General features: G+C 41.1%; 22 protein-coding genes. 13 read left to right on the forward strand and 9 right to left on the reverse strand.

Annotated elements, in window-relative coordinates; genetic code table 11:
* Positions 1-27: 27 nt before the first annotated feature.
* The 5 genes from ribBA (at position 28) to HWV03_RS03405 (ending at position 3,922) form a co-directional block, all read left to right on the forward strand.
* Entirely contained in the window at positions 28-1,137 is a 1,110-nt protein-coding gene (ribBA, locus tag HWV03_RS03385; RefSeq protein WP_211678459.1) for a bifunctional 3,4-dihydroxy-2-butanone-4-phosphate synthase/GTP cyclohydrolase II, read from the forward strand.
* Positions 1,138-1,269: 132 nt separating this feature from the next.
* The gene (gene ribH / locus HWV03_RS03390; protein WP_211674076.1) at positions 1,270-1,755 is read left to right on the forward strand and encodes a 6,7-dimethyl-8-ribityllumazine synthase; all 486 of its coding nucleotides are present in this window, start codon (positions 1,270-1,272) and stop codon (positions 1,753-1,755) included.
* Complete coding sequence (gene nusB / locus HWV03_RS03395; protein ID WP_211674077.1) at positions 1,752-2,174, forward strand: transcription antitermination factor NusB; 423 nt, start codon at positions 1,752-1,754, stop codon at positions 2,172-2,174. The genes ribH and nusB overlap by 4 nt, the downstream gene beginning before the upstream one ends.
* 180 nt (positions 2,175-2,354) lie before the next feature.
* On the forward strand, positions 2,355-3,422 hold the full coding sequence (gene thiL / locus HWV03_RS03400; RefSeq protein ID WP_211678460.1) for a thiamine-phosphate kinase: 1,068 nt from the start codon (positions 2,355-2,357) through the stop codon (positions 3,420-3,422).
* On the forward strand, positions 3,419-3,922 hold the full coding sequence (locus tag HWV03_RS03405) for a phosphatidylglycerophosphatase A family protein (protein WP_211674079.1): 504 nt from the start codon (positions 3,419-3,421) through the stop codon (positions 3,920-3,922). The genes thiL and HWV03_RS03405 overlap by 4 nt, the downstream gene beginning before the upstream one ends.
* Before the next feature lie 77 nt (positions 3,923-3,999).
* On the opposite strand, the gene dxs is transcribed toward HWV03_RS03405, so the two are convergent.
* From dxs to xseB, 3 genes are read right to left on the reverse strand one after another with little or no spacing between them, the layout of a single operon-like run.
* A complete protein-coding gene (dxs, locus tag HWV03_RS03410) occupies positions 4,000-5,865 on the reverse strand; it encodes a 1-deoxy-D-xylulose-5-phosphate synthase (protein WP_211678461.1) in 1,866 nt (621 codons plus the stop codon).
* A 33-nt stretch (positions 5,866-5,898) separates the two neighbouring features.
* Positions 5,899-6,789 (reverse strand): (2E,6E)-farnesyl diphosphate synthase, encoded by an 891-nt coding sequence (gene ispA, locus HWV03_RS03415; RefSeq protein ID WP_211678462.1) that lies wholly within the window; start codon positions 6,787-6,789, stop codon positions 5,899-5,901.
* Between the two features lie 3 nt (positions 6,790-6,792).
* The gene (gene xseB / locus HWV03_RS03420; protein WP_211678463.1) at positions 6,793-7,038 is read right to left on the reverse strand and encodes an exodeoxyribonuclease VII small subunit; all 246 of its coding nucleotides are present in this window, start codon (positions 7,036-7,038) and stop codon (positions 6,793-6,795) included.
* A 184-nt stretch (positions 7,039-7,222) separates the two neighbouring features.
* On the opposite strand from xseB, the gene pomA reads away from it, so the two are divergent.
* On the forward strand, positions 7,223-7,987 hold the full coding sequence (gene pomA, locus HWV03_RS03425; protein ID WP_211678464.1) for a flagellar motor protein PomA: 765 nt from the start codon (positions 7,223-7,225) through the stop codon (positions 7,985-7,987).
* A gap of 41 nt (positions 7,988-8,028) precedes the next feature.
* Entirely contained in the window at positions 8,029-8,946 is a 918-nt protein-coding gene (locus tag HWV03_RS03430) for a flagellar motor protein MotB (protein ID WP_211678465.1), read from the forward strand.
* A 17-nt stretch (positions 8,947-8,963) separates the two neighbouring features.
* On the opposite strand, the gene HWV03_RS03435 is transcribed toward HWV03_RS03430, so the two are convergent.
* Complete coding sequence (locus HWV03_RS03435) at positions 8,964-9,905, reverse strand: lipase secretion chaperone (protein WP_211678466.1); 942 nt, start codon at positions 9,903-9,905, stop codon at positions 8,964-8,966.
* A 118-nt stretch (positions 9,906-10,023) separates the two neighbouring features.
* A complete protein-coding gene (locus HWV03_RS03440; protein WP_211678467.1) occupies positions 10,024-11,085 on the reverse strand; it encodes an esterase/lipase family protein in 1,062 nt (353 codons plus the stop codon).
* A gap of 459 nt (positions 11,086-11,544) precedes the next feature.
* Here HWV03_RS03440 and HWV03_RS03445 point away from each other — a divergent pair, with 459 nt between their 5' ends.
* From HWV03_RS03445 to ushA, 6 genes are all read left to right on the forward strand, one after another.
* A complete protein-coding gene (locus HWV03_RS03445) occupies positions 11,545-13,176 on the forward strand; it encodes an ABC transporter substrate-binding protein (protein WP_211678468.1) in 1,632 nt (543 codons plus the stop codon).
* Between the two features lie 80 nt (positions 13,177-13,256).
* Positions 13,257-14,177, forward strand: a complete 921-nt coding sequence (gene oppB / locus HWV03_RS03450; protein WP_211679994.1) for an oligopeptide ABC transporter permease OppB — start codon at positions 13,257-13,259, stop codon at positions 14,175-14,177.
* A 10-nt stretch (positions 14,178-14,187) separates the two neighbouring features.
* On the forward strand, positions 14,188-15,090 hold the full coding sequence (oppC, locus tag HWV03_RS03455; RefSeq protein WP_211674085.1) for an oligopeptide ABC transporter permease OppC: 903 nt from the start codon (positions 14,188-14,190) through the stop codon (positions 15,088-15,090).
* A 122-nt stretch (positions 15,091-15,212) separates the two neighbouring features.
* Positions 15,213-16,178: an ABC transporter ATP-binding protein gene (gene oppD, locus HWV03_RS03460; RefSeq protein WP_211678469.1), complete on the forward strand. Its 966-nt coding sequence runs from the start codon at positions 15,213-15,215 to the stop codon at positions 16,176-16,178.
* Entirely contained in the window at positions 16,172-17,194 is a 1,023-nt protein-coding gene (gene oppF / locus HWV03_RS03465; protein ID WP_211678470.1) for a murein tripeptide/oligopeptide ABC transporter ATP binding protein OppF, read from the forward strand. The genes oppD and oppF overlap by 7 nt, the downstream gene beginning before the upstream one ends.
* 84 nt (positions 17,195-17,278) lie before the next feature.
* Positions 17,279-18,928 (forward strand): bifunctional UDP-sugar hydrolase/5'-nucleotidase UshA, encoded by a 1,650-nt coding sequence (gene ushA, locus HWV03_RS03470; protein ID WP_211678471.1) that lies wholly within the window; start codon positions 17,279-17,281, stop codon positions 18,926-18,928.
* Positions 18,929-19,061: 133 nt separating this feature from the next.
* On the opposite strand, the gene HWV03_RS03475 is transcribed toward ushA, so the two are convergent.
* The 4 genes from HWV03_RS03475 to HWV03_RS03490 form a co-directional block, all read right to left on the reverse strand.
* Positions 19,062-19,604, reverse strand: a complete 543-nt coding sequence (locus tag HWV03_RS03475) for a PKD domain-containing protein (protein WP_255547048.1) — start codon at positions 19,602-19,604, stop codon at positions 19,062-19,064.
* Positions 19,605-19,840: 236 nt separating this feature from the next.
* The gene (locus HWV03_RS03480; RefSeq protein WP_211678472.1) at positions 19,841-20,125 is read right to left on the reverse strand and encodes an endonuclease; all 285 of its coding nucleotides are present in this window, start codon (positions 20,123-20,125) and stop codon (positions 19,841-19,843) included.
* Positions 20,122-20,592 carry an endonuclease gene (locus HWV03_RS03485; protein ID WP_211678473.1) on the reverse strand — a complete coding sequence of 157 codons (471 nt, stop codon included), beginning with the start codon at positions 20,590-20,592 and terminating at the stop codon, positions 20,122-20,124. The genes HWV03_RS03480 and HWV03_RS03485 overlap by 4 nt, the downstream gene beginning before the upstream one ends.
* Before the next feature lie 159 nt (positions 20,593-20,751).
* Positions 20,752-23,892: an ExeM/NucH family extracellular endonuclease gene (locus HWV03_RS03490; protein ID WP_211678474.1), complete on the reverse strand. Its 3,141-nt coding sequence runs from the start codon at positions 23,890-23,892 to the stop codon at positions 20,752-20,754.
* Positions 23,893-23,900: the final 8 nt, after the last annotated feature.

Raw genomic sequence — 23,900 nt, forward strand, 5'->3', positions numbered from 1 at the left:
TTTAATTGTTATAAAAGGGCTATGAGCATGGCACTAAGTCGTATTGAAGATATTATTGAAGACATCCGCCAAGGTAAAATGGTTATCTTGATGGATGATGAAGATCGCGAGAATGAAGGTGATCTGATCATGGCCGCTGACAAAGTAACGCCAGAAGCGATTAACTTTATGGCGACACACGGTCGCGGTTTAATTTGTCTAACGTTAACCAAAGCGCGTGTAGAAAAACTGCAATTACCTCTGATGGTTCAAGATAATACGGCACAATTCTCAACTAATTTCACAGTGTCGATTGAAGCGGCTGAAGGCGTGACTACTGGTATCTCTGCGACTGACCGTGCGGTAACTGTATTATCTGCGGTTGCTGGCGATGCGAAACCGGCTGATATTGTTATGCCAGGGCATATTTTCCCACTTGCAGCACAAGACGGCGGTGTACTAACACGTGCAGGTCATACTGAAGCGGGTTGTGATCTTGCACGTCTAGCTGGTTGTGAGCCTGCTGGTGTGATTGTTGAGATCCTAAAAGATGACGGTGAAATGGCGCGTCGTCCTGATCTAGAAATCTTCGCAGAAAAACACGGCCTTAAATTGGGCACTGTGGCTGATTTAATTGAGTACCGTAACAGTAATGAAACCACCATTGAACGTGTCGCGGAATGTAAACTACCAACCGAACACGGTGATTTTGATTTAGTGACTTACCGTGACACTATTGATAATCAAGTTCACTATGCACTACGTAAAGGTGATGTTGTTGCCCAACAGCCAACATTAGTACGTGTGCATGTACAAAATACCATGACAGATATTTTGCATACCGACCGTGCGAGTCAAATCTCATGGTCATTAGCGGATGCGATGGCACGTATCGGTCGTGATGGTGGTGTAATGGTTATCTTAGGCAATGAAGAAAACTCTAACGATATCATTGAAAAAGTGAAACAGTTTGCTCAAGAAGATAAAGGCGAAACACAGCCAAAAGCAAAATGGCAGGGTACTTCACGCCGTGTCGGTGTAGGCTCTCAAATTTTAGCTGATATGGGCGTGTCTAAGATGAAGCTATTAAGCTCAGACAAACGTTACCATTCACTATCTGGCTTTGGCCTAGAAGTTGTCGAATATATCTCTAAATAAGTTTTAGAGATAGGCGTAGAATAAGTTTGCTTGCTGGCGAAAGCTTGGTACAATCCGAGCCCTTTCGTCAGCCGATTCATAATAATTAAAATTGGCCGTAAAATTACGCGCCGTGATATAGGATTTGTACACATGAAAGTTATCGAAGGAAATGTTCCTGCTCCAGAAGCAAAAATTGCAATTGTAATCTCTCGTTTTAACAGCTTCATCAATGAAAGTTTGCTAGCGGGTGCTGTCGATTCACTAAAACGTTTTGGCCAAGTTAGCGAAGACAACATCACTATTGTGCGTGTTCCTGGCGCTGTAGAATTACCGCTTGTTACTCAGCGTGTAGCTGCGACAAAACAGTTTGATGCAATTATTGCTTTAGGTACGGTAATTCGTGGTGGTACACCACATTTTGAATTCGTAGCTGGCGAATGTAATAAAGGTCTTGCTCAAGTTGCAATGGACTATGATGTTCCTGTTGCATTTGGTGTGTTAACAACAGATACAATTGAGCAAGCAATTGAGCGTGCTGGTACCAAGGCTGGTAATAAAGGGTCGGAGGCTGCTCTAAGTGCACTTGAAATGGTGAATGTTTTGCATCAAGTTGATGTATTATTGGAGAAAAAATGAAACCTTCGGAACGTAGTAAGGCACGTCAGTTTGCCACACAAGCAATTTATCAATGGCAAATGACGCAAGAAACTGTTGCAAATATTGAACACCAATTTGTAACAGATCAAGATTTTAGTGACACTGATGCAGTTTACTTCCGTGAATTGGTATTAGGCGTAAGCTTAAATCATGCTGAACTTGATGAGTTGATGAGCCCATTCCTATCTCGTCCTATGGATGATTTAGACTTGGTTGAGAAAGCGATTTTACGTCTTTCTACATTTGAGCTACTAAAGCGTCAAGATGTACCTTATAAAGTTGTGATCAATGAATCTATCGAATTAGCGAAAGATTTTGGTGCTGAAGATAGCCACAAATTCGTTAACGGCGTATTAGATAAAATTGTAAGTAAATTGCAATTACGTTTGAAAAAATAATTAAATTATTTTCTTCAATGCAAAAAAGCTAGCACAGGTTGCTGGCTTTTTTTATGCCTAAAATTCACACGCTAGACATTAATTAAAAATACAATTAGGCCTTAATTAAAAGTACAATAACAAGATTAATTGCAACCTATACCCAAGCCGCTTGGGTATCATAATGGATACAGCAGTACTATGGCGACAGGCGAGTTTGATTTAATTGGACAATATTTTACGAATAAATCGGTTCCACGTGACGATGTGATCACTGGAATCGGTGATGATTGTGCGATCTTGTCTGTGCCAGCGGGCAAACAGTTAGTCGTGACCACAGATACCATGGTCAGTGGTATTCATTTTCTTTGCGATGCGAACCCTGCGGATGTGGCGCACAAACTGGTTGCAGTGAACATCAGTGATATTGCCGCGATGGGGGGGCAACCTGCGTGGGCTTCATTGGCGCTCACTTTACCAAATTATGATTGTGAGTGGTTAACGGTTTTCAGTGATTGTTTACATCAACAATTACATCGTTATGGTGTGAGTTTGATTGGTGGTGATACTACGAAAGGCAATATGACGTTGACGCTTACTTTACAAGGTTTTGTTGATCAAGGTAAAGCGTTACCGAGGCACGGTGCCAAAGCTGGTGATTTAATTTATTGCAGTGGCTCGATTGGAGATGCAGCCGCAGGCTTAAAATTACTTATCGATGCGAATAACCCCGATAACGCTATCTCTGAAAATACCAATGAAGTAGTATTAACGGACTCCGAGAAAGATTTTTTGATTGCTCGTCATCAACGTCCGACCGCAAGAGTCAGTACGGGTCAAGCGCTGGTTGATGTTGCAAGCAGCTGTATTGATCTGTCTGATGGCTTGGCGTCAGACTTGAAACATATACTTAATGCCTCTAGTCGTGCTTGTGGTACTAATCTGACGGCAAATATTGAGCTAACTGCGTTACCTTTATCAACAGCATTGCAAACTTATGTAAGTAACGCGTTATGGCCGCAGTATGCACTTGCTGGTGGTGATGATTATGAATTATTATTTACAGTATCGCCAGAGAATAGAGCACAACTAGAAAAAGTGATGGCTGAGCATGATTTACCATTTACGCATATTGGTGAAATAGCCAGTGTTTCGGCTGATCAACTTAAACAAATAGAGCAACAGAAACAACGAGAACCACAAATTAACTATTTTAACGACAAGCAATTAACCACGTTAGCTTTGCAAGGATGGGATCACTTCCAATGAAAAAAGATTTTTTATCGCCAGAATTACAAAAATTAAACTACGCTAACCCAGTGCATCTCGCTGCTGTTGGTTTTGGTAGTGGTTTATTTCCTAAAGCGCCTGGTACGATGGGAACGCTTGTTGCTATCCCTTTGTATTTGCTGATGACCAGCGTCTTAGAGTTGGGCTTATGGCAATATATCGGCATTGTCGCGTTGGCGTCTGTGATTGGTGTATATATTTGTGCAAGTGCCAGTAAAGCGATGGGCGTACACGATCATGGCGCCATCGTTTGGGATGAAATCGCCGGTTATGGCATTACTATGATTGCGGCCCCACAAGGCTGGGTTTGGGTTATTCTCGGTTTTGCGCTATTTCGATTTTTTGATATTGTGAAACCAGGACCGATTGGTTGGCTAGATAGAAATACTGATGGTGGTTTTGGTATTATGGTTGATGATGTACTGGCTGGTGTGTTTGCCTTAGCGAGCGTTCAGCTTATTTATTACATTACGCTATAAAATTCAAAAAGGCGCTACTTGATGTGAATCGAGTAGCGCCTTTTTATTAGCTATCAAGTTGTCATCGTTCGCTAGAATTAAAGCGCGATAAACGCCTTAATACTTGCTTCAATACCAAGATCGTCTAGGCCTAATTCAGCGTAGATCTCATCTTGAGTACCTTGGTGAATAAACTTATCTGGCAGACCTAAGTTTAATGTTGGTGTCATTAACTTATTCGCCATTAGGTATTCATTCACACCAGAGCCAGCGCCACCCATGATCGCGCCATCTTCAACTGTGACTAAGATATCATGGCTATTCGCCATCTCTGCTAACAGTACTTCATCCAATGGTTTGGCAAAGCGCATATCAACAACGGTCGCATTTAAACGTTCAGCCGCTGGCATCGCATTATGCATTAACGTACCGAAACATAAAATTGCCACTTTTTCGCCTTGGCGACGAACGATACCTTTACCTATCTCAAATTCAGTAAATGCTTGCTCAACGTCAATGCCTGTACCGCTGCCACGAGGGTAACGTACGGCTGCAGGACCATTATACTGGTAGCCCGTATGCAGCATTTGACGACATTCATTTTCGTCACTTGGCGTCATGATCACCATTTTAGGAATACAGCGCATAAAGCTAATATCAAACGCACCTTGGTGAGTTTGACCATCTGCACCCACTAGACCTGCACGGTCAATGGCAAATAATACTGGAATATCCTGAATGGCCACATCGTGAATCAGCTGATCATAACCACGTTGTAAAAATGTAGAATAGATAGCAACCACAGGTTTATGACCACCAATCGCGAGACCTGCTGCGAAAGTTACACAGTGTTGTTCGGCTATCGCGACATCAAAATATTGCTTTGGATAAGTCTCTGAGAACTTGATCATACCCGAGCCTGCGCCCATTGCCGGTGTAACAGCTGCGAGCTTATTATCTGTTGCTGCTACGTCACATAACCAATTACCAAATATCTTTGAGAAAGTTGGCTTTGATGCGGCTGCGATTGGCAATGTATCTTCTTCTGGATTGAATTTAGGCACGGCATGGTAACCAAGCTGATCTTGCTCGGCTGGCGCGTAACCTTTCCCTTTTTTGGTGATTACGTGTAAGAATTGTGGGCCTTTAAGACTACGCATATTACGCAGTGTTTCAACCAAGCCATTCACATCATGACCATCAATCGGACCAATATAGTTAAATCCGAATTCTTCAAATAATGTGCTCGGTACCACCATGCCTTTTAAATGTTCTTCGGCGCGACGGGCAAGCTCTTTAATTGGTGGAATACCTGACAGTACTCTCTTACCGTTTTCACGGAAATTTGAGTAAGCAACACCAGACAATAATTTTGCTAAGTGTTTGTTTACCGCACCGACATTTTCTGAAATAGACATATCGTTATCATTTAAAATAACCAGTACATCTTTGTCGATATGGCCAGCATGGTTTAACGCTTCAAATGCCATACCACCGGTAATGGCACCATCACCAATAATGGCGACTGTTTTACGGTTTTTATCTTCTTGATCTGCAGCAACAGCAAGACCGAGAGCCGCGCTGATTGAGGTTGATGAGTGACCAACATTGAGATGGTCGTATTCACTTTCATCACGCCAAGGGAATGGATGTAGCCCCCCTTTTTGGCGGATCGTTGACATACGGTCACGACGACCCGTTAAAATTTTGTGTGGGTAGGCTTGATGACCTACATCCCATAATAATTTGTCGAATGGGGTATTGTAGACATAATGCAGGGCAACGGTTAATTCTACGACACCTAAGCCTGAAGCAAAGTGACCGCCACTTATACCAACAGTGTGTAGCAAATAGCTGCGCAGTTCATCACATAAGTCATCCAGACGATCCGCTGGTAATTGACGTAACTCTTCAGGGATGTCTGCTAATGCTAATGTAGGGTAATTCGAAATATCTAAGCTCATAATGTTTATAATTTTATACTTTGTTAGAATCTGTTACTTATTTCGCTCGATGATGTACTGCGTAAATAAAGCGAGAACGGTCGTATCATGCGGAATTGTTTCTAAGGCGAACATCGCTTGTTGATACAGTGCTTGGGCTTTTTCTTGTGCCCCAGCTAAACCGAGTAATGCAGGGTATGTTGATTTATTTAATTCAACATCTGAACCTTGAGGTTTACCGAGCGTTTCAGTATCACTGGTTATATCGAGAATGTCATCTTGTACTTGGAATGCTAAACCAATAGCATTGGACCATTTATCCAGCGCAGCTAATAATTCAACCGAGCAATGTGGTGATGCGAGGCAACCCAGTTTTGCTGCACAATTAATGAGTGCACCCGTTTTATTATTGTGGATAGCTTCTAGTTGTGCCAGTGAGATTTGTTTATCAGTCGCGGCGAGATCCATTGCTTGACCACCACACATACCGCTATAGCCACTTGCTTGGGTTAGCGATTTCAACATAGCCAAACGATTTTTTTCGGCTGCAGGTGCCAGTGCGCAATCAAGTAATAATTCAAAAGCAAAAGGTTGCAGTGCATCACCGGCTAAGATAGCGGTAGCATGGTCGAATTTAATATGGCAAGTAGGTTGACCACGGCGCAAATCATCATCGTCCATCGCGGGTAAATCATCATGAATTAATGAGTATGCATGAATTGATTCGATTGCGGCGGCTGGACCATCAAGGTCGCTAAGGTTTACGCCTAGCATTTCGCCGACGGCATATACGATCACTGGGCGAACACGTTTACCGCCTTGTAACAGACCATATTCCATCGCGGCTGCAAGTTGGGTGTCATGTGTTGGTAGCAAGTTTATTTGCTGTTGCAAATAGTCATTGATACGACCCTGATATTGGGTTATCGAAGTTGAAAGCTGCACTATTTAATTACTACTGTCAGAATTGAAGGGAGAAAGCGTTTGCTGGTCACCGTCGGCGAGTAATATGGCTACTTGCTGTTCAGCATGCTGAAGTTTCTGTGAGCTCGCGCGTGTTAAACTAATACCACGTTCAAATTGCTTTAACGCATTATCAAGCTCACAATCACCTTGCTCTAGACTGTTCACAATTGCCTCTAGCTCTGTGATAGACGCCTCGAACGTCATATTTTCTGGTTTTTTTACCGCCATCGGGTGTCCCTCTGATAATATACTCGGGTATTATACCCAAGTTAATAAGGTATAGACAGCTTAACTGTGCGATGCCAGTAATAAGCAGGATAAGATTACTTAAGAATTTAATTTGCTTGCCGATATAGATCAAGAATACACTCGCTATAAATATGATGATAATTTGCTTGGGATGGGGAATGTTGTGGATTTAGCAACTTTAATAGGATTAGTCGGCTCGTTTGCGTTTGTAGTGATGGCAATGGTGCTGGGTGGCGATATAAGTACGTTTGTTGATACGCAATCGATATTGATTGTATTTGTTGGTTCACTCTTTGTCGTATTAATGCATTTTAATTTTGGCCAGTTTTTAGCCGCAGCAAAAATTGCCGTAAAAGCATTCATGTTTAAAATTGATAAGCCTGAAGAGTTAATCGAACAAGCGGTTGAAATGGCGGACGCAGCGCGTAAAGGTGGGTTTTTAGCGCTTGAAGAAGCAGAAGTAAAAAATGAATTTATGCAAAAAGGCATCGACTTATTAGTGGATGGTCACGATGCAACTGTTGTTAGTCAGACATTGCAAAAAGACATTAAACTGACCACTGCTCGTCATAAAGCCGGAATTCATGTATTTAGTATGATCGGTGAAGTTGCTCCTGCGATGGGAATGATTGGTACCCTGATCGGTCTGGTGGCGATGTTATCAAACATGGATGATCCTAAATCGATTGGTCCTGCAATGGCTGTTGCTTTACTAACAACGTTATACGGCGCGGTTTTTGCGAATATGGTTGCCATCCCGATAGCGGGGAAATTGAAATTACGTTCAGAAGAAGAAATGCTGAATAATACCCTGATTATGGATGCAATTTTAGGTATTCAAGAAGGACGCAATCCGCGGGTTATCGAAAGCTTATTAAAGAATTACCTCCATTCATCAAAACGAGAAGTGGCGGATACTGACGTTTAGTTTACACCATGATGACAGCTAAATAAGTAGAGAGATAACGTATGTCTGATGAATGTGATTGCCCACCCCCTGGTCTCCCTGCGTGGATGGGTACCTTTGCCGATTTAATGAGCCTGTTAATGTGCTTCTTTGTATTACTATTGTCATTTTCAGAGATGGATGTAGTGAAATTTAAGCAGATTGCCGGGTCAATGCAGTTTGCTTTTGGTGTACAAAATCAAATTGATGTAAAGAATATCCCCAAGGGTACAACGGTGATTGCACAGGAATTTCGCCCTGGTCGACCGGACCCCACGCCGATTGAAACCATTATGCAGCACACCATTGATAATAGTGAAGCAGAGTTAGACTTCAAAGATGGCGAAGATCAAAACGCGGGTGGTAAGAACAAACGCGAAGAAGAAAGTAATGGTGGTAAATCACCAGAAACGTCGACCCGTGATAATACGCCAACTGAAAATGTCGAAGTAACGGAAGATACCAGTGAGCTAGTCAAGGCTCTCGCAGAAGCCTTAAAAGAAGAAGTCGATAGTGGTGGTGTTGAGGTTGAAAATTTGGGGCAGCAAATCATCATTCGTATTAATGAAAAGGGTTCATTTCCAGCTGGTTCAGCCTTTTTACAACCACGCTTTCGTCCCGTGTTCCAAAAGGTCGCGCAGCTATTAGCAACGATACCAGGGATGATTACGGTTGCCGGACATACAGGTAAAGAAAAGTTACATTCTGAGCTTTATCGTTCTAAATGGGATTTGTCGAGCCAGCGTGCTGTTTCTGTGGCACATGAAATGTTAAAGGTTAAAGAGTTCAATGAGAACCGCTTGATCGTGCAGGGCATGGCTGATACCCAACCATTGACGGATAAAGAAAGTGAATTACGTCGTAACCGCCGTGTAGAAATTAGTATTATGCAAGGTAAAGCGAAACTCTCAGAGCCACTCAGTGTGATTACTAACAAGTAGTCTTCGTACTTTATTTGTTAGCTGTTTGACTCCGTACGTGCAAGTCTTTTACGGGCTAAGTTGCATAACGCGATCACTTGCTGTTGGGTGAAGTCTTGATTGTTTCCTTGGCATTCGCCACGATCGTCAATACGAAAGTTAGCCGGTGTATTTTGCAGTATAAAGGTTTGTTTTCGTGCCTCTTGTTGTGCTTCCGTTAAATATTGTTGAGCGGTTTGTTCGATTTGTTGCTGACGTTCAGTCGGGGACAAATCAGCATCGAGCTTTGCGACTGTTAGCATGTATTGATCGTAATTAATTTCCTGACCAAACATGGCATCTGTTTCTGCAATGGAAAATATTTTTTCGCGCATATCCTGGCGATCTTGCATTAAGGCTTCAACTGTTTGTAAGGTATTGCTCTTGGTCAAAGTATCTAGTTCGGGCAAATCTTGCAGTGCTGAGTTCTGCGCATGGAAATCTTGCATCTGTTGCTTGTAATCGACGTACTTATCTAATAATGCTAACGCTTGCTGTGCAGCAGGTTGTGGATAAACTTGTAAGATATATTGTTGCATACTGGTCAGTAGTTCGGGAGAGGTTAAGTCACCTTCTGAACTGAAAAAATAATCAAATAATACTTTAATATCATGATTTAAAATAAGCTGATTATCATTATTTATGTGAAGTAAACTGCTTGGATCGGTATTTTTCAATGACTTTGGCATGTTAATCTGAGCGAAAGAAACCGCACTTGTGGTGCTTGTGTTATTGTTTTTTTGATTGAGAGTCATTTTATTACGTAAGATAATCGATGATGCGAAGCTTGTTTTTGCTTCGACTACGACGTTCTCTTTCATTGTTATTGTATGTGGTGGCGTGATGTCTGTGTTACTCGTATTATCACTATATAAATAAATACTCGTACCACTGATAATAAATAGACTGATAATGGCCGCAGATTTGTTGATGTTTTGCATTCTATCATCCTGATAAAGACCAAAACCGCGCTATTTTAAGCTTTGGTCTGTGAACATTCATGTCGCGTTATTCGATTGCTTTATTTCTATTTTGATTTAATTGCTTAATACGCAAATACTACAATCCTTGCTGCGCAAGCATATTGGCATGTTTCGTGTAGATTGCTGGGATATTTAATTTCCAGCTACCGAGTCCCATTAATTGATTAATTGCATCAAAGTGATTGGCGTTATAATCGAGTTTGATGACTTGACCAATCGCTTGACCACATACTGGTACTAGTCCGTCCCATTGGAAGCCACCTTCGTCTTTGTATTCAGGTACAAATAGACCAAATATAGGTACTAACATTGAGTCGAGCGGATCAAGTAAGTTGGTGCTGTATTGATTACCGCCCCAAGAGAAGTACTTAATACCGTTAGATTCTGTCTGACCGTAGAAGCTTGGGTCTGCCTCACCCTGTTCACCATTATTAATTGTCATGCAGTCTTGGGTTGGCATCACCGCCATGTCGGTAAATGCTGCTGCATACTGTGCAACTTGCTCTCGATCTGTCGCCTGCGCAAGACGTAATAGGTCTTGACCGCCACGCTCTGGGCTATCGTAATCACCGTCACTGGCATCTTCTTTGGCCGAGAGTAACTCTAGGGTATTAAAAACAAAATTGATTGCGGTGACACCGATCGTTTCAATCGTACTGCCTTCTTCAACCGCGCTTCTAAGGCCTTCAGAAAGGTGAGTGCCTTTGTTCATACCGTGCGATGTGGATACTGACGCAATACGATCTGTAAGACGTTCGTCATTGGCGGCAAAGCGTGAGGCGAGGGCGCCTTGACTGTGAGCGATAAGATTGACTTTTTCAGCGCCAGTTAATGCTAAAATTTGCTCGATATCATAAACCAATTCTTCGCCACGTACCTCGTTAAGCTCGGCACTTGACAGGTTTGTGACATATACCTCGGCACCTTGTTCACGCAGTGCGTCGGTAATGCCATACCAATAATCAATGCCTATGGCACTATCAAATGAAAACGCGCCGCCTACCATCACAATCGGATATTGGGTTTTAGCAAAAGTTGGTTCGGGTTTATCAAACCAACCTGCATTGGCTTGAGTTGTGATTAACATTGTGCTGGAAATAGCGGTAGCAAGGGCTATATTTTTGAAGTTCCATTTCATTTTTTGATCCTTATAAAAACCTAACGAGACAGGTTGTCTTGCTTGGTCATGTGAGCATATAAGTTCATTTAAAAATGTGTCAACACTTGTTGGTGCTCGATTTCGAAACAAAGCGAAAGCGTGAATCCTCTCACATAAATGTCTGTTTTAGCTGTTGGTTGAGCTGATTATTTGTCAGTCATAAGTATTAATACTGATGGATTGTGGAGCATATGTTCGAATAAGGAGTAATTAAGTATATTAATGTCACATTTAGATGCTTAATCTGAATAATTATCGAATTACAGGTATTAACGGTTGTCGATTGATGATAGTTTGGAATTAATAGCAATTAACTGAATTTATTGCTACTGTGAAGATTACTCCTTTAGAGATGTTTGATATTTTAATTCAACAAAAATTGAAATATTAAACAAGTTATAAAGGTCATGGATGTAATTGTCGTACTGGAGTTTGTACATGTTAAAAAATAAAATCACTCAATCACTTTTATTAACCGCGGGTCTAGCATTTGCTGCTACTTCGCTTACAGCAACGGCCGCGGAAGTACCTGCTGGCGTAAAACTAGCAGCGAAACAAGAGTTAGTTCGTGGTAACGGCACGGAAGTTGCATCTTTAGATCCACAAAAAGTCGAAGGTGTCCCTGAAGCGCACGTACTTCGTGATTTACTTGAAGGTCTTGTAAACCAAGATGCAGATGGTATTACCGTTCCGGGTGTGGCTGAACGCTGGGAGACTAAAGATAATAAAGTGTTTACTTTCTACCTACGTAAGGATGCTAAATGGTCGAATGGCGATGCTGTAACGGCTGATGATTTTGTATATAGCTTCCAACGCGCAGTTGATCCTTTAACGGCGTCACCTTACTCATGGTATCTAGATATGACAACCATGATAAATGCTTCAGATATTATTGCAGGCAAAAAAGACAAGTCTACTTTAGGTGTTAAAGCAATCGATGATTACACATTTGAAGTAACACTCGCAAGTCCAGTCCCTTATTTCGTGAAGATGATGGCTCACACGACGATGAAACCTGTGCATAAAGCAACAGTTGAAAAATTCGGTGATAAATGGACTAAACCTGAAAATTTCGTCGGTAACGGCGCATTCGTAGTTAAAGATTGGGTTGTGAACGAACGTCTAGTACTCGTTCGTAATGAGAATTACTGGGATAACGCGAACACAGTATTAAATAAAGTAACTTACTTACCGATTGAAAACCAAGTTTCTGAAATGAATCGCTTCCTATCAGGTGAAATCGATTTCACTTATGAGCTACCAAACGAACATTTCCGTCGATTGAAGAAAGAGCATGCAGAATCGGTAGCGATCAAAGGTAACTTGTGTACTTATTACTACAATTTCAATACACATAAACCACCATTCAACGATGTTCGTGTACGTAAAGCGATTTCTTACTCTATTGATCGTAACATCATCGCTAACGCTATTCTGGGTCAAGGCCAAAAACCTGCTTATTTCTTAACCCCTGAAATCGTTGCTGACTTCAACCCAGAGATGCCTGCTTACGGTAAACTATCTCAGAAAGAACGTAATGAAAAAGCCAAATCGTTACTTGCTGAAGCGGGTTACAACAAGTCAAACCCACTAAAATTCAGCTTGCTGTATAACACTTCAGAAAACCACAAAAAAATTGCGGTAGCAATCGCGTCAATGTGGAAGAAAAACTTAGGTGTATCTGTAGAGCTTGAAAATCAGGAGTGGAAAACGTACCTAGAAACCAAGAAGCAGGGGGACTTTGAAGCGTCTCGTGCTGGTTGGTGTGGCGACTATAACGAAGCATCTACATTTACTTCATTAATGGAAGGCAGCAATACGACTGGCGGTATTCACTATCAGAGTGCTGAATACGATAAGCTAACTAAATTAGCTGTACAAGCAACTTCTGAAGCAAAACGTCAAGAGTTATATTATGCTCAAGAAGCACTACTGACTAAAGATATGCCAATTGCTCCTATATATCAGTATGTTACAGCTCGCCTTGTTAACCCTCATGTGGGTGGTTACGCAGAAAACAACGCACAAGACCAACTTTATTCTAAAGATATGTACATCATCGCAGAGTAATCGTTTTCCATATTAAACTGCATGCGGAATAACGCATGCAGTCTTTTCTCATATTTATATTATCAAAAGTTGAGTTGATTATGCTTAAATTCATCTTAAAGCGAATTCTAGAAGCAATACCGACTATGCTGGTATTGATCACAGTCTCTTTTTTCCTTATGCGTTTCGCACCTGGCAGCCCATTTTCAAGTGAAAGAACGCTTCCGCCACAAGTAATGGCAAATATTAACGCTAAGTACGGCCTTGATAAACCTGTGTTGGAGCAATACACCACTTATTTAACGAATGTGATTCAAGGTGACCTTGGTCCTTCTTTTAAATACAAAGATTTTACCGTTAATGAACTGGTTGCTTCGGCATTACCTGTATCAGCTAAAATCGGTGCCTTCGCTTTTGTATTTGCACTTATATTTGGTGTTTTCGTCGGTACGATTGCAGCATTACGACAAAATACGTGGTTAGATTACAGTATTATGTCAACGGCGATGATCGGGGTTGTTATGCCTTCCTTTGTACTCGCACCGGGCCTTATTTATCTTTTTTCTATTGATCTTGGCTGGTTTCCAGCGGGTGGTTGGTTAGATGGCTCGCTGAAATACATGGTATTACCTGTATTGGGTATGTCGATGTTATATGTTGCCACTTTTGCCCGTATTACTCGTGGTAGTATGATTGAAGTGATGAATAGTAACTTTATTCGAACAGCGCGTTCGAAAGGATTAAGTTATCCACATATCGTTATTAAACATGCCTTAAAACCGGCGATGTTACCGGTTGTTTCCTACATGGGTCCTGCATTCGTGGGCATTATTACTGGCTCGGTAGTGATTGAAACCATTTTTGGTTTACCGGGTATTGGTAAGTTGTTTGTTAACGCCGCGTTTAACCGTGATTATTCCCTAGTGATGGGTATTACCATTTTGATTGGTTTTTTATTCATCTTATTTAATGCAGTTGTTGATATTTTGCTTGCTTATATCGATCCGAAAATTCGCTACTAAGGGACTAGATATGTTATCTAAAACAGACAAAGTAGAAGCGTTAACAAACTTCTCGACAAATTTAGAAATTGAAGGCCGCAGTTTGTGGCAAGATGCCCGCATTCGTTTTATGCGTAATAAAGCGGCAATGATCAGCTTATGTATTTTGTTTCTGATCACCTTGTCAGTTATTTTTGTACCTATGCTCAGCCAGTATGCATTTGACGATACTGATTGGTATGCACTGCATCAGGCTCCTTCGGCAGAGCATTGGTTTGGCACCGACAGTTTAGGGCGTGACCTGCTTGTACGTACCTTTATCGGTGGTCGTATTTCGATGATGGTAGGTGTGATGGGGGCATTCGTTGCTGTGCTTATCGGCACATTGTACGGTGCTGCATCTGGCTTTATCGGCGGTACAACCGACCGTGTGATGATGCGTATCCTTGAGATCCTTTATGCAATTCCATTCATGTTCTTGGTCATTGTATTAGTGACGTTTTTTGGTCGCGATATTATCTTAATTTTTGTAGCGATTGGTGCGATTGCTTGGCTAGACATGGCGCGTATTGTCCGTGGTCAAACCTTAAGTTTACGCAATAAAGAGTTTATCGAAGCCGCGCGTGTATGTGGCGTGAGTCAATGGGGCATTATTACCCGTCATATTGTGCCTAATGTATTGGGTATTGTGGCCGTGTACTCAACGCTGTTGATCCCAAGCATGATTTTAACGGAATCATTCTTAAGTTTCCTTGGTCTTGGTGTGCAAGAACCAATGACCAGTTGGGGTGCCTTATTACAAGAAGGTGCACAAACAATGGAAATAGCGATTTGGCAATTAGCATTCCCAGCAGCATTTATGGTGTTAACGTTATTTTGCTTTAACTATGTTGGTGATGGTCTGCGTGATGCGCTGGATCCAAAAGACAGATAGTTACTAAATAGAATGACTTAAAGAGCGAGCAAGCGCTGAATTAATTTAAGTCATTCTAACGTGAGGATAGTTTGCTTATTACACAGTTAGATGTAGAGCTAGAACAAGATTAAGGATGTCACATGAGTTTATTAGATGTTACTGATCTGCGCGTTGAATTTACGACCCAAGATGGGACCGTAACCGCAGTTAATGATTTAAATTTTGCCCTCAACCCTGGTGAAACACTGGGCATTGTAGGCGAGTCAGGTTCAGGTAAATCACAAACCGTATTTGCGATCATGGGATTGTTAGCGAAAAACGGTATTATTTCTGGTAGTGCTAAGTTTGAAGGTAAAGAGATCTTAAATTTACCAGAGAAAGAACTAAACCATGTTCGAGCAGAACAAATCGCGATGATCTTTCAAGACCCGATGACTTCACTCAACCCTTATATGAAGGTGAGTCAGCAAATGATGGAAGTGCTGATTTTACATAAAGGCATGAGTAAAAAAGAAGCCTTTGAAGAATCGGTATTTATGTTAGAAGCGGTGAAGATCCCTGAAGCTCGTGTTCGTATTAATATGTACCCACATGAATTCTCGGGTGGTATGCGTCAGCGTGTGATGATCGCAATGGCATTGCTATGTCGTCCTAAACTGCTTATTGCAGATGAACCAACAACCGCATTGGATGTAACCATTCAAGCGCAGATCATGCAGCTGTTGAATGAATTAAAAGATAAGTTTAATACAGCGATTATTATGATCACTCATGATTTAGGGGTAGTTGCCGGTAGTTGTGACAAGGTATTGGTGATGTATGCTGGTCGTACCATGGAGTATGGCAAGGTGAACGATATCTTCTATACGCCAAGTCACCCTTACACTGAAGGACTACTTAAGTCGATCCCGCGTTTAGATACCGAAGGTGATATTTTACCGACTATTCCGGGCAATCCACCTAACTTGTTATCATTACCAAAAGGTTGTGCATACCAAGATCGTTGCCATCGAGCACAAGAAAACTGTCAACAAGAACAACCACAATTAATCCCGTTTGCTGGCGACCGTTTACGTGCCTGCTTCTCAGACCAGGGGACATGGTAATGACTGATATAGCCAAGAAAGGTTTAGTAGCCGTAGAGAAAAAGTTACTATTAGAAGTGAATGACTTGAAGGTGCAATTTGATATTCCGTCGAAGTCGCTATGGCCTTGGGCACCACCAAGCAAGCTTAAAGCCGTTGATGGTGTCAGCATCAAGTTATACGAAGGTGAAACACTGGGTGTAGTCGGGGAGTCAGGTTGTGGTAAATCGACGTTTGCCCGCGCCTTAATTGGACTCGTGCCAGCGGCTGCCGGTAACGTAGTTTGGTTAGGTCAGGATCTTACCCGGTTACCACACGAAGAAATGCGTGAAAAGCGTAAAGAAATTCAAATGATCTTCCAAGACCCATTAGCCTCGCTAAACCCGCGTATGACGGTGGGCGATATTATTGCTGAGCCGCTACGAACTTTCTTCCCACAGTTATCTAAAGTGGAAGTGAAAGAGCAGGTGAAGGACATGATGACCAAGGTAGGTTTACTGCCAAATGTAATCAATCGTTATCCACATGAGTTCTCGGGTGGTCAGTGTCAGCGTATTGGTATTGCCCGTGCACTTATTTTAAAACCCAAGATGATCATTTGTGATGAACCAGTATCAGCGTTAGATGTATCAATTCAAGCGCAGGTAGTGAATTTATTACAATCATTACAGAAAGAACTGGGCTTAAGTTTGATCTTCATTGCCCATGATTTATCGATTGTAAAACATATCTCTGATCGCGTACTGGTGATGTATCTTGGTAATGCAGTAGAACTGGGTGAGTCAAAAGCCTTGTTTGCTGAGCCGAAGCATCCGTACACCAAAGCGCTGATGTCGGCAGTGCCGATCCCCGATCCGGTACTTGAGCGTAATAAAAAAATTGAAATGCTGGAAGGTGATTTACCTTCACCGTTAAACCCGCCATCAGGCTGTGTATTCCGTACTCGTTGCCCTGTGGCGAAAGCACGTTGTGCCGAGGCTAAACCTCAATTAGCAGGTGATGAAGAACACTCTGTGTCTTGTTTAATGGTTGCTTAATTTCTTTGTTATTATCTAATATAAAGCCTCTTATTTAAATAGAGGCTTTTTCACCAGAATAAACCTGATTAATCGGACAACTCTATGAAACTTAAAAATATAGCGCTCTCTGCTTTAACAATGGCTATTGCAGCGGGTTGCGCGACAACTGACCAGCAGCCTAAGCATGAATGGAAGCAAGATAAAGAATACAATATCACCATCTTACACACTAATGATAACCATGGTAATTTCTGGCAGAATAAATACGGTGAACGCGGTATGGCTGCACGTGCCACACTGGTCAATAGCATCCGTGCAGAGGTTAAAGCCGAAGGCGGTTCTGTACTATTGTTATCTGGCGGTGATATTAATACCGGCGTACCTGAATCAGATCTGCAAGATGCAGAACCAGATTTCATTGGGATGAACATGATCGGTTACGATGCGATGACATTAGGTAACCATGAATTTGATAATCCGCTTGACGTACTCGCGAAACAAGAAGGTTGGGCAAACTTCCCATTCATCTCTGCCAACATCTATAAAGACGGCAAGCGCATGTTTGATGCTTACAAGATCTTTAATAAAGAGGGGATCAAAATTGCCGTTATTGGCCTAACGACCGAAGATACAGCAAAGATTGGTAATCCTGAATATATCAGCGAATTGGAATTCCGTGATCCAAAAGTGGAAGCCAAAGCCATCATCGCTGAATTAAAAGCAACTGAAAACCCAGATGTGATCATAGCTGCAACGCACATGGGCCATTACCTTAACGGTGACAATGGTTCCAATGCACCGGGTGATGTGCAGCTGGCTCGCTATCTGAACGAAGGTGATTTAGATATGATCGTGGGGGGCCACTCACAAGAACCTTTGTGTATGGAAGGCGCTGAATACGCGAAATTCAAACCAGGGCAAGATTGTACACCTGACGTGCAGAATGGGACTGATATCGTTCAAGCATATGAATGGGGAAAATATGTAGGTCGTGCGGATTATACCTTTAAAAATGGTGAGTTTACATTGCAGTCATACAATCTTATTCCCGTTAATTTAAAGAAAAAAATCAAAGTTGATGGTAAGAAAAAGCGAGTATTAATCCAAGATGAGATTGCGCAAGATCCAGCTGTTTTCGCAAAACTAAAACCGTTCCAAGAAAAAGGTCAAGTAGCATTAGGCATTAAGATTGGTTACTCTGATGGCTTATTACAAGGTGATCGTGACGTTGTGCGTAACAACCCAACAAACCTTGGCCGTTTGATTGCAACAGCGCATATGCAACGTGCAAAAGCAGATTTTGGTATCATGAATTCAGGTGGTGTACGTGCGTCAATTGAGGCCGGTGTCATCACATATAAAGACGTATTAACCGTACAGCCATTTGGCAATATACTTACTTATGTAGAGATGTCAGGCGCTGAAGTGATGGATTACTTAAATGTAGTCGCCACTAAGATGAAAGACTCAGGTGCATTTGCACAGTTCGCTGGTATTTCGATGACAGTTGAAAACGGTCAAGTTTCAGATGTGAAGATTGGCGGTAAAGCAATGGATATGAGCAAGTCATACCGCTTCACTATCCCATCGTTCAACGCAGCCGGCGGTGACGGTTACCCGAAAATCATGGATCATGCATCGTTTGTAAACACTGGTTATGTGGATGCGGAAGTACTAAAAGAGTATATCGAAGCAAATTCACCGATTAACGTCGCTGATTTTGAACCAAAAAATCAAATGGTTTATAAATAACATCACTATTTAATTCTGACTAGATTGTGAGTTTGTAAAATAATCGTATTAAAAAGGCGAATAAACTAATGTTTATTCGCCTTTTTCTTAACTTGTTTTTAATTATTCGTTAGTAATGAATCAAGTATCAATACTATTTAGCTTTCCGACGTAGCAGGCCTAGACCAAGTAGAGATAGGGTTCCAAAGATTCCAAATGAACCACCGCTACCGTCATCAGATGATGGTTTATTTAGAGGTTTAATACTAATGCTTGTTGTTTCTACTGTTACATTTCCCTTATCATCTTCAGCCGTTACTTTGAACTTTATTTTAGATTTTTTGCTTACGGGTGGCGCTGTAAACTTAACTGTTTGTAATTTAGGATTTACCAGTGTTACAGAAGGGCCGTCGGTTTGAAGCCAAGTATAACGTATGTTTTTACCATTACCGTTTATTATACTATTTGCAGTTAAAGTAATTACTTCACCTGTAGTAGTATCAGGTACTGCTGGAATCTCTACTTGCAGTGGTGCCACATAGTTAGAGTCATATGCATAAAAGCTAGTAGTCGTTGTTGCTACACCATTATCTCCCGTCATCGTTACTTTGAATGTAAACTTCTCTTTCATACCGTCAGCAATGTCTGGTGCTGTTAAGTTTATTTCAGAAAGAGTTAGATCTGCAACGGTAATCACTTGTCCTTCTGTTTGCTCCCAAAGGTACGTTGGTTTTTGACCATTTGTACTGGTAGTTAATTTAACGGTATCGCCTTCTGTTACTTTATTAACAGGGTTAATAGAAATATTAATTGGGGGGGTAATACCACATGCATCGCTGTAAAGGTCAAATGCCCAGTCTTCATGGTCTATAAATGGATTACGGTTACCTTGGTATTTATAGATTATATTATTTCTTTTGATCTCAAATTCACTTACTGGATCATCGATATGCCATTGTAATAAAGTACAAAGTTTACCAAATATAGCTTGTTATCTGTTGTTTCGGCTGGTGTATTAGTGTAGTTGACTAGTTCTAGATTTGGCACATCAGAGTCTTGACCTGCATAGCGAACATCCATATAGAACATCATTCGTGCTATATCACCTTTTACTTCATCCCTAGGTTCCCAAGTATATGTACTAGAGGAATTTCCTATTGCTTCACTATGTTCTGTATCACCTTTGCCAAAGTCTTTATTGCCACGGCTAGAGTTCACAGATGAATCAGCCGGGCGCGCAAGTGATGGATATCGGTGTAAGCTCGTTGAGACTTATTTTTAAAACCATGGCTTTTTGCCCAAACATGCTCGCGATTCCAATAATTACTATTGTTTTCTATACCGGCATTTTCAGTTTCAGGAATTGAATTTCCTTTGTAGATAAGAATTACATTATTTTTATTATTAGGATCTTCATCTGTATAGGTTAAAGCTGTCCATACTTCAGAATATGATAGTTGTATTTGGTCAACAGATATATCACTAATTATCGCGTTACGGAAAGTTGCAATATCAGTACCACGTTGTGCATGAGAATTTGCGTAATACGTCATATCTACATAGTCACTGATGTTTTTTGTTGGAGTTAAATCAGGGCAGTTTGTACAGATATCACCAGTGTCAGCAAATGCGAAATCGGCACTTGTTGCCGCAATAATAGATATGGTCAAAAGAGTTTTTTTCATAATAGGCCTTACTTATAAACGGTGAACTAAGCAATACAAGCCCTAAGGGAAGGCAAGGTATTAGTTCAGGTTATAATGGGTAATGAGCAATGAAGCAGGTGCTAAAGTTGCACCTGCTGAATATGGAGCTAAGTGGTTTACTACTTAGCAAAATGGTTACTAATTTAGTTTTTTACGTAAAAAGCCTAAGCCAATTAGTGATAGCAAACTGAAGATACCAAACGAACCACCGCTATTATCTGCTTCTGGTACAATAATTTTCGGTGTTAGTGAATCTTTCTTTATTGCTTTAATGTTTAATGAGGTTTCTGACCCTTTAACCGTTACACCATTACGCTCTAGAGTCATGGTTGCGGTGTAAGTACCTGCTGTGATACCTGCTATTTCGAACTTAGCAAGGGCTTGCTTTGCAGTCATTGCATAGTGAGGAATAATTGCTTTAGATAAATCTGCATCGTCATTAGTCGCTTTTAGTGAGATTTTAGCAAGATCATCTGCCTGAGCTAATACTGGAATTACATAAGGTATTTCCATTGTACTGCTGCTAATATTTACAAGTACTGGTGTATTACCTTTTGTTTCACCGTATTTGTAGCTAAGTGAAATAATTGCAGAATCATGATCTGATGAACGGAATGCATTACTCGCATAAAAATCATCATGTCCCGATTTACCTTTCGCTGGAACTAGGCCTCTTTTAGAGTCCATTCTTACAATGTTATAATCATAGTAAGTTGATTCACCTGCATTGATGTGCCAGTCTTTTGCATCGATTAAACGTGAGTCTAAAGACTTTGTGATAAGAACATGATCGAGGGAGCTAATTTCATCATTATATGAATAACTCCAGCTTGTTTTCCCATGTTCTTTATCTTTCTTATCTACAGCACTGATGAAACCATAAGACTGAGTTACGTTAATTGGATCACCTGAAGTATTAAATTGTGGTGTTTTACCAATAAATGTATCACGAGCAGTTGTAAGAACCTTCCCTGTAGGGTTACTTGTTAGTACTAGCATTGGATCTTCTTGGCCATTTGAGTTCATATCACCAAGAACGACTTGGTCACCGCCAATTTTTTTCAATTCATCACCGATTTGAACAGCAGCTGCCACTCGGAAGTTTTCACAGTTACCTTGGAGATCTGTATCTGGAGCCTTTTTTGAGTACTCTTCTTCCGTTCCAAAATCAACACCGTTCCAATCTTCGTAACAAGTTGAACCTTTAGATTTCAAGTGATTTACTGCAACGGTTAATTGTTTACCTGTTTGGTTGACAGCAAAGGTAGCTGTAACAGTATTACGTTGGTAGTTATCACCACTCTCTAGAACTTCACCATACTTATCTTTTACAACAACATTATTGTTATTAACAATTGTTGGCGCATGTTGTGATGGCATTTGAATAATTTGAGACTTAATTACACTGACAGTTTCAGGGCGGTAGATAATACCAGATGTGATCACATCAGAACCTACAGAGTCAAGGTCATCAAGTACAGCATCACCGTTAGAATCAAATCCTAAGAAAGCATATTTATTGACTTCTGAATGAGGGGAATCTGATAATTCAGGGCGCGTAATATAGTATTCCGCGTTAATTGCATCAACAAACTCTGAGATCGTACCGTCTACAGCAAAACCGTTATTTTCGAGTTCCATTAGGCCTACTATATCAGCGTCTAACCCATAAATTGCCGCCACAAGCTTTTCTTTTTGACGTTGGTATTCTTCTTCAGTATCGGCGCCACGACTTTCACCGTGAAGGTTATCATCCCCACCAAACGGGGAATTGAATAGGTTTAAAACGTTTTGCGTTGCGATCTTGATCGCAAAGTTAACAGGCTTTGTTGTTGTATCAATATTTGGTGAATCAGTACGAGGAGTATTGCGTACAAAGTTAGAATTTGTGATGGTATTGGTAACTGTCATACTATAGTCACCATAGCCATAGGTAATCACACCTTCCATATCAAACATTGTATCGTCAATACGGATGTAATTATTTGCTGCATCGGTATGGAATGTTGGAAAGTATGGTAGTTTTCCATCCTCTGCTTTTTTATTACTTTCGAGAATTAGACGATAATCGTTATTCTGAGCAACCATCGCTTTTGCTTCAGGAGAATCTGCTACAAAATTTTGGTTTGGATGAATGTTTGGACGTTTGTAAGAAAGGTTAATATTATTGCGATAAGAGTTGTAATTGAAGCCATACGTTCTAGAGACTCGCATATTTTGTTCGCCGTCTTCATTGGTATCCATATCTCTTGGTAAATTAATTAACATACCTTCATGGCGTTCTAATGTGTTTTCGAATAGGCCGTTATCCTCAGGGATTACGGTCATATTAACCGCTGCCGGGCCTGAAGTACCAGCATCGACTACATCCCATGTAGAAGCGAACAACTCTGTATGACCATAATTTTCTTTTACTTTACTCTTCACACAAACAGTGTTTCCGACTGCTGGTGGAGTTGCTGAAGTTGAGACAAATATACCGTCAGAAGTAGCGGGATTACCATCAGGAGTAATTTCTGCTAGAAAGAAGCCCTTTTTAGGCAAAGTCGTAACTGCTGAAACAATACCTTGAACGTTATATTCTTCAGCCGACTCAAATCCACTTGTGATTAATGGTGAAGAAGACCCCGAACCTTGCACTTCTGCAATTGTAGTTTGCTCAGCTGTTGTACAGTCAGATGGCGTTGGTGGCGTTGGTGGCATTACCGAGTCGCCAGGCTTTGTACCTAAATGTTCGAAAGACCCATCAGCAATAACATCCCACTTTAGTATTTCAAAAACACCTTTATTTTGTTTTGGCTGAGCCCCACTATCTAACTTACGACGAAGTGTAGAATCTTTACCCCAGTCATCACTTGAGTCGATTACACCAACAGCATCTAAAACAATAGGTTTAGCTGGGTCGGCTATGTTACGAATAGCATAAGCATCGTTACCAGTACCAGTTAAACTTGTGTTACTTGCGCCATTTGCCGTGACGGTTGCTATTAGTTCAGCTGTTGCACTCGGATTATGTAAAACAGCTGTTTTTCCTGCTGGAATGGTGAGCCCTGATGTACCTGAAAGTGTATACCACTTACCACCATTACTTTGTTTCGCTATTTCAATATTATTAGTAAAGGTATAATCACTTGAACCTGTGTTCGTTATTTCTATTGCACGGTTCTTGTATTCTGCTTTGTTATCCACTGCTTCAGTGATAACTATATCGTTGATGCCCGCCTGAGCAGCAGCTGATAACACACTGCCAATTGCGAGTGCTAATAATTTCTTTTTCATAATTTACC

It is taken from the genome of Moritella sp. 36, assembly GCF_018219415.1.
Classification (GTDB): domain Bacteria; phylum Pseudomonadota; class Gammaproteobacteria; order Enterobacterales; family Moritellaceae; genus Moritella.

Bases quoted from the DNA above. Each gene is read 5' to 3' on its own strand.
- ribBA (WP_211678459.1), top strand. From the start codon at position 28: ATGGCACTAAGTCGTATTGAAGATATTATTGAAGACATCCGCCAAGGT.
- ribH (WP_211674076.1), top strand. From the start codon at position 1,270: ATGAAAGTTATCGAAGGAAATGTTCCTGCTCCAGAAGCAAAAATTGCA.
- nusB (WP_211674077.1), top strand. From the start codon at position 1,752: ATGAAACCTTCGGAACGTAGTAAGGCACGTCAGTTTGCCACACAAGCA.
- thiL (WP_211678460.1), top strand. From the start codon at position 2,355: ATGGCGACAGGCGAGTTTGATTTAATTGGACAATATTTTACGAATAAA.
- HWV03_RS03405 (WP_211674079.1), top strand. From the start codon at position 3,419: ATGAAAAAAGATTTTTTATCGCCAGAATTACAAAAATTAAACTACGCT.
- dxs (WP_211678461.1), bottom strand. From the start codon at position 5,865: ATGAGCTTAGATATTTCGAATTACCCTACATTAGCATTAGCAGACATC.
- xseB (WP_211678463.1), bottom strand. From the start codon at position 7,038: ATGGCGGTAAAAAAACCAGAAAATATGACGTTCGAGGCGTCTATCACA.
- HWV03_RS03430 (WP_211678465.1), top strand. From the start codon at position 8,029: ATGTCTGATGAATGTGATTGCCCACCCCCTGGTCTCCCTGCGTGGATG.
- HWV03_RS03435 (WP_211678466.1), bottom strand. From the start codon at position 9,905: ATGCAAAACATCAACAAATCTGCGGCCATTATCAGTCTATTTATTATC.
- HWV03_RS03440 (WP_211678467.1), bottom strand. From the start codon at position 11,085: ATGAAATGGAACTTCAAAAATATAGCCCTTGCTACCGCTATTTCCAGC.
- HWV03_RS03445 (WP_211678468.1), top strand. From the start codon at position 11,545: ATGTTAAAAAATAAAATCACTCAATCACTTTTATTAACCGCGGGTCTA.
- oppB (WP_211679994.1), top strand. From the start codon at position 13,257: ATGCTTAAATTCATCTTAAAGCGAATTCTAGAAGCAATACCGACTATG.
- oppC (WP_211674085.1), top strand. From the start codon at position 14,188: ATGTTATCTAAAACAGACAAAGTAGAAGCGTTAACAAACTTCTCGACA.
- oppD (WP_211678469.1), top strand. From the start codon at position 15,213: ATGAGTTTATTAGATGTTACTGATCTGCGCGTTGAATTTACGACCCAA.
- oppF (WP_211678470.1), top strand. From the start codon at position 16,172: ATGGTAATGACTGATATAGCCAAGAAAGGTTTAGTAGCCGTAGAGAAA.
- ushA (WP_211678471.1), top strand. From the start codon at position 17,279: ATGAAACTTAAAAATATAGCGCTCTCTGCTTTAACAATGGCTATTGCA.
- HWV03_RS03485 (WP_211678473.1), bottom strand. From the start codon at position 20,592: ATGAAAAAAACTCTTTTGACCATATCTATTATTGCGGCAACAAGTGCC.
- HWV03_RS03490 (WP_211678474.1), bottom strand. From the start codon at position 23,892: ATGAAAAAGAAATTATTAGCACTCGCAATTGGCAGTGTGTTATCAGCT.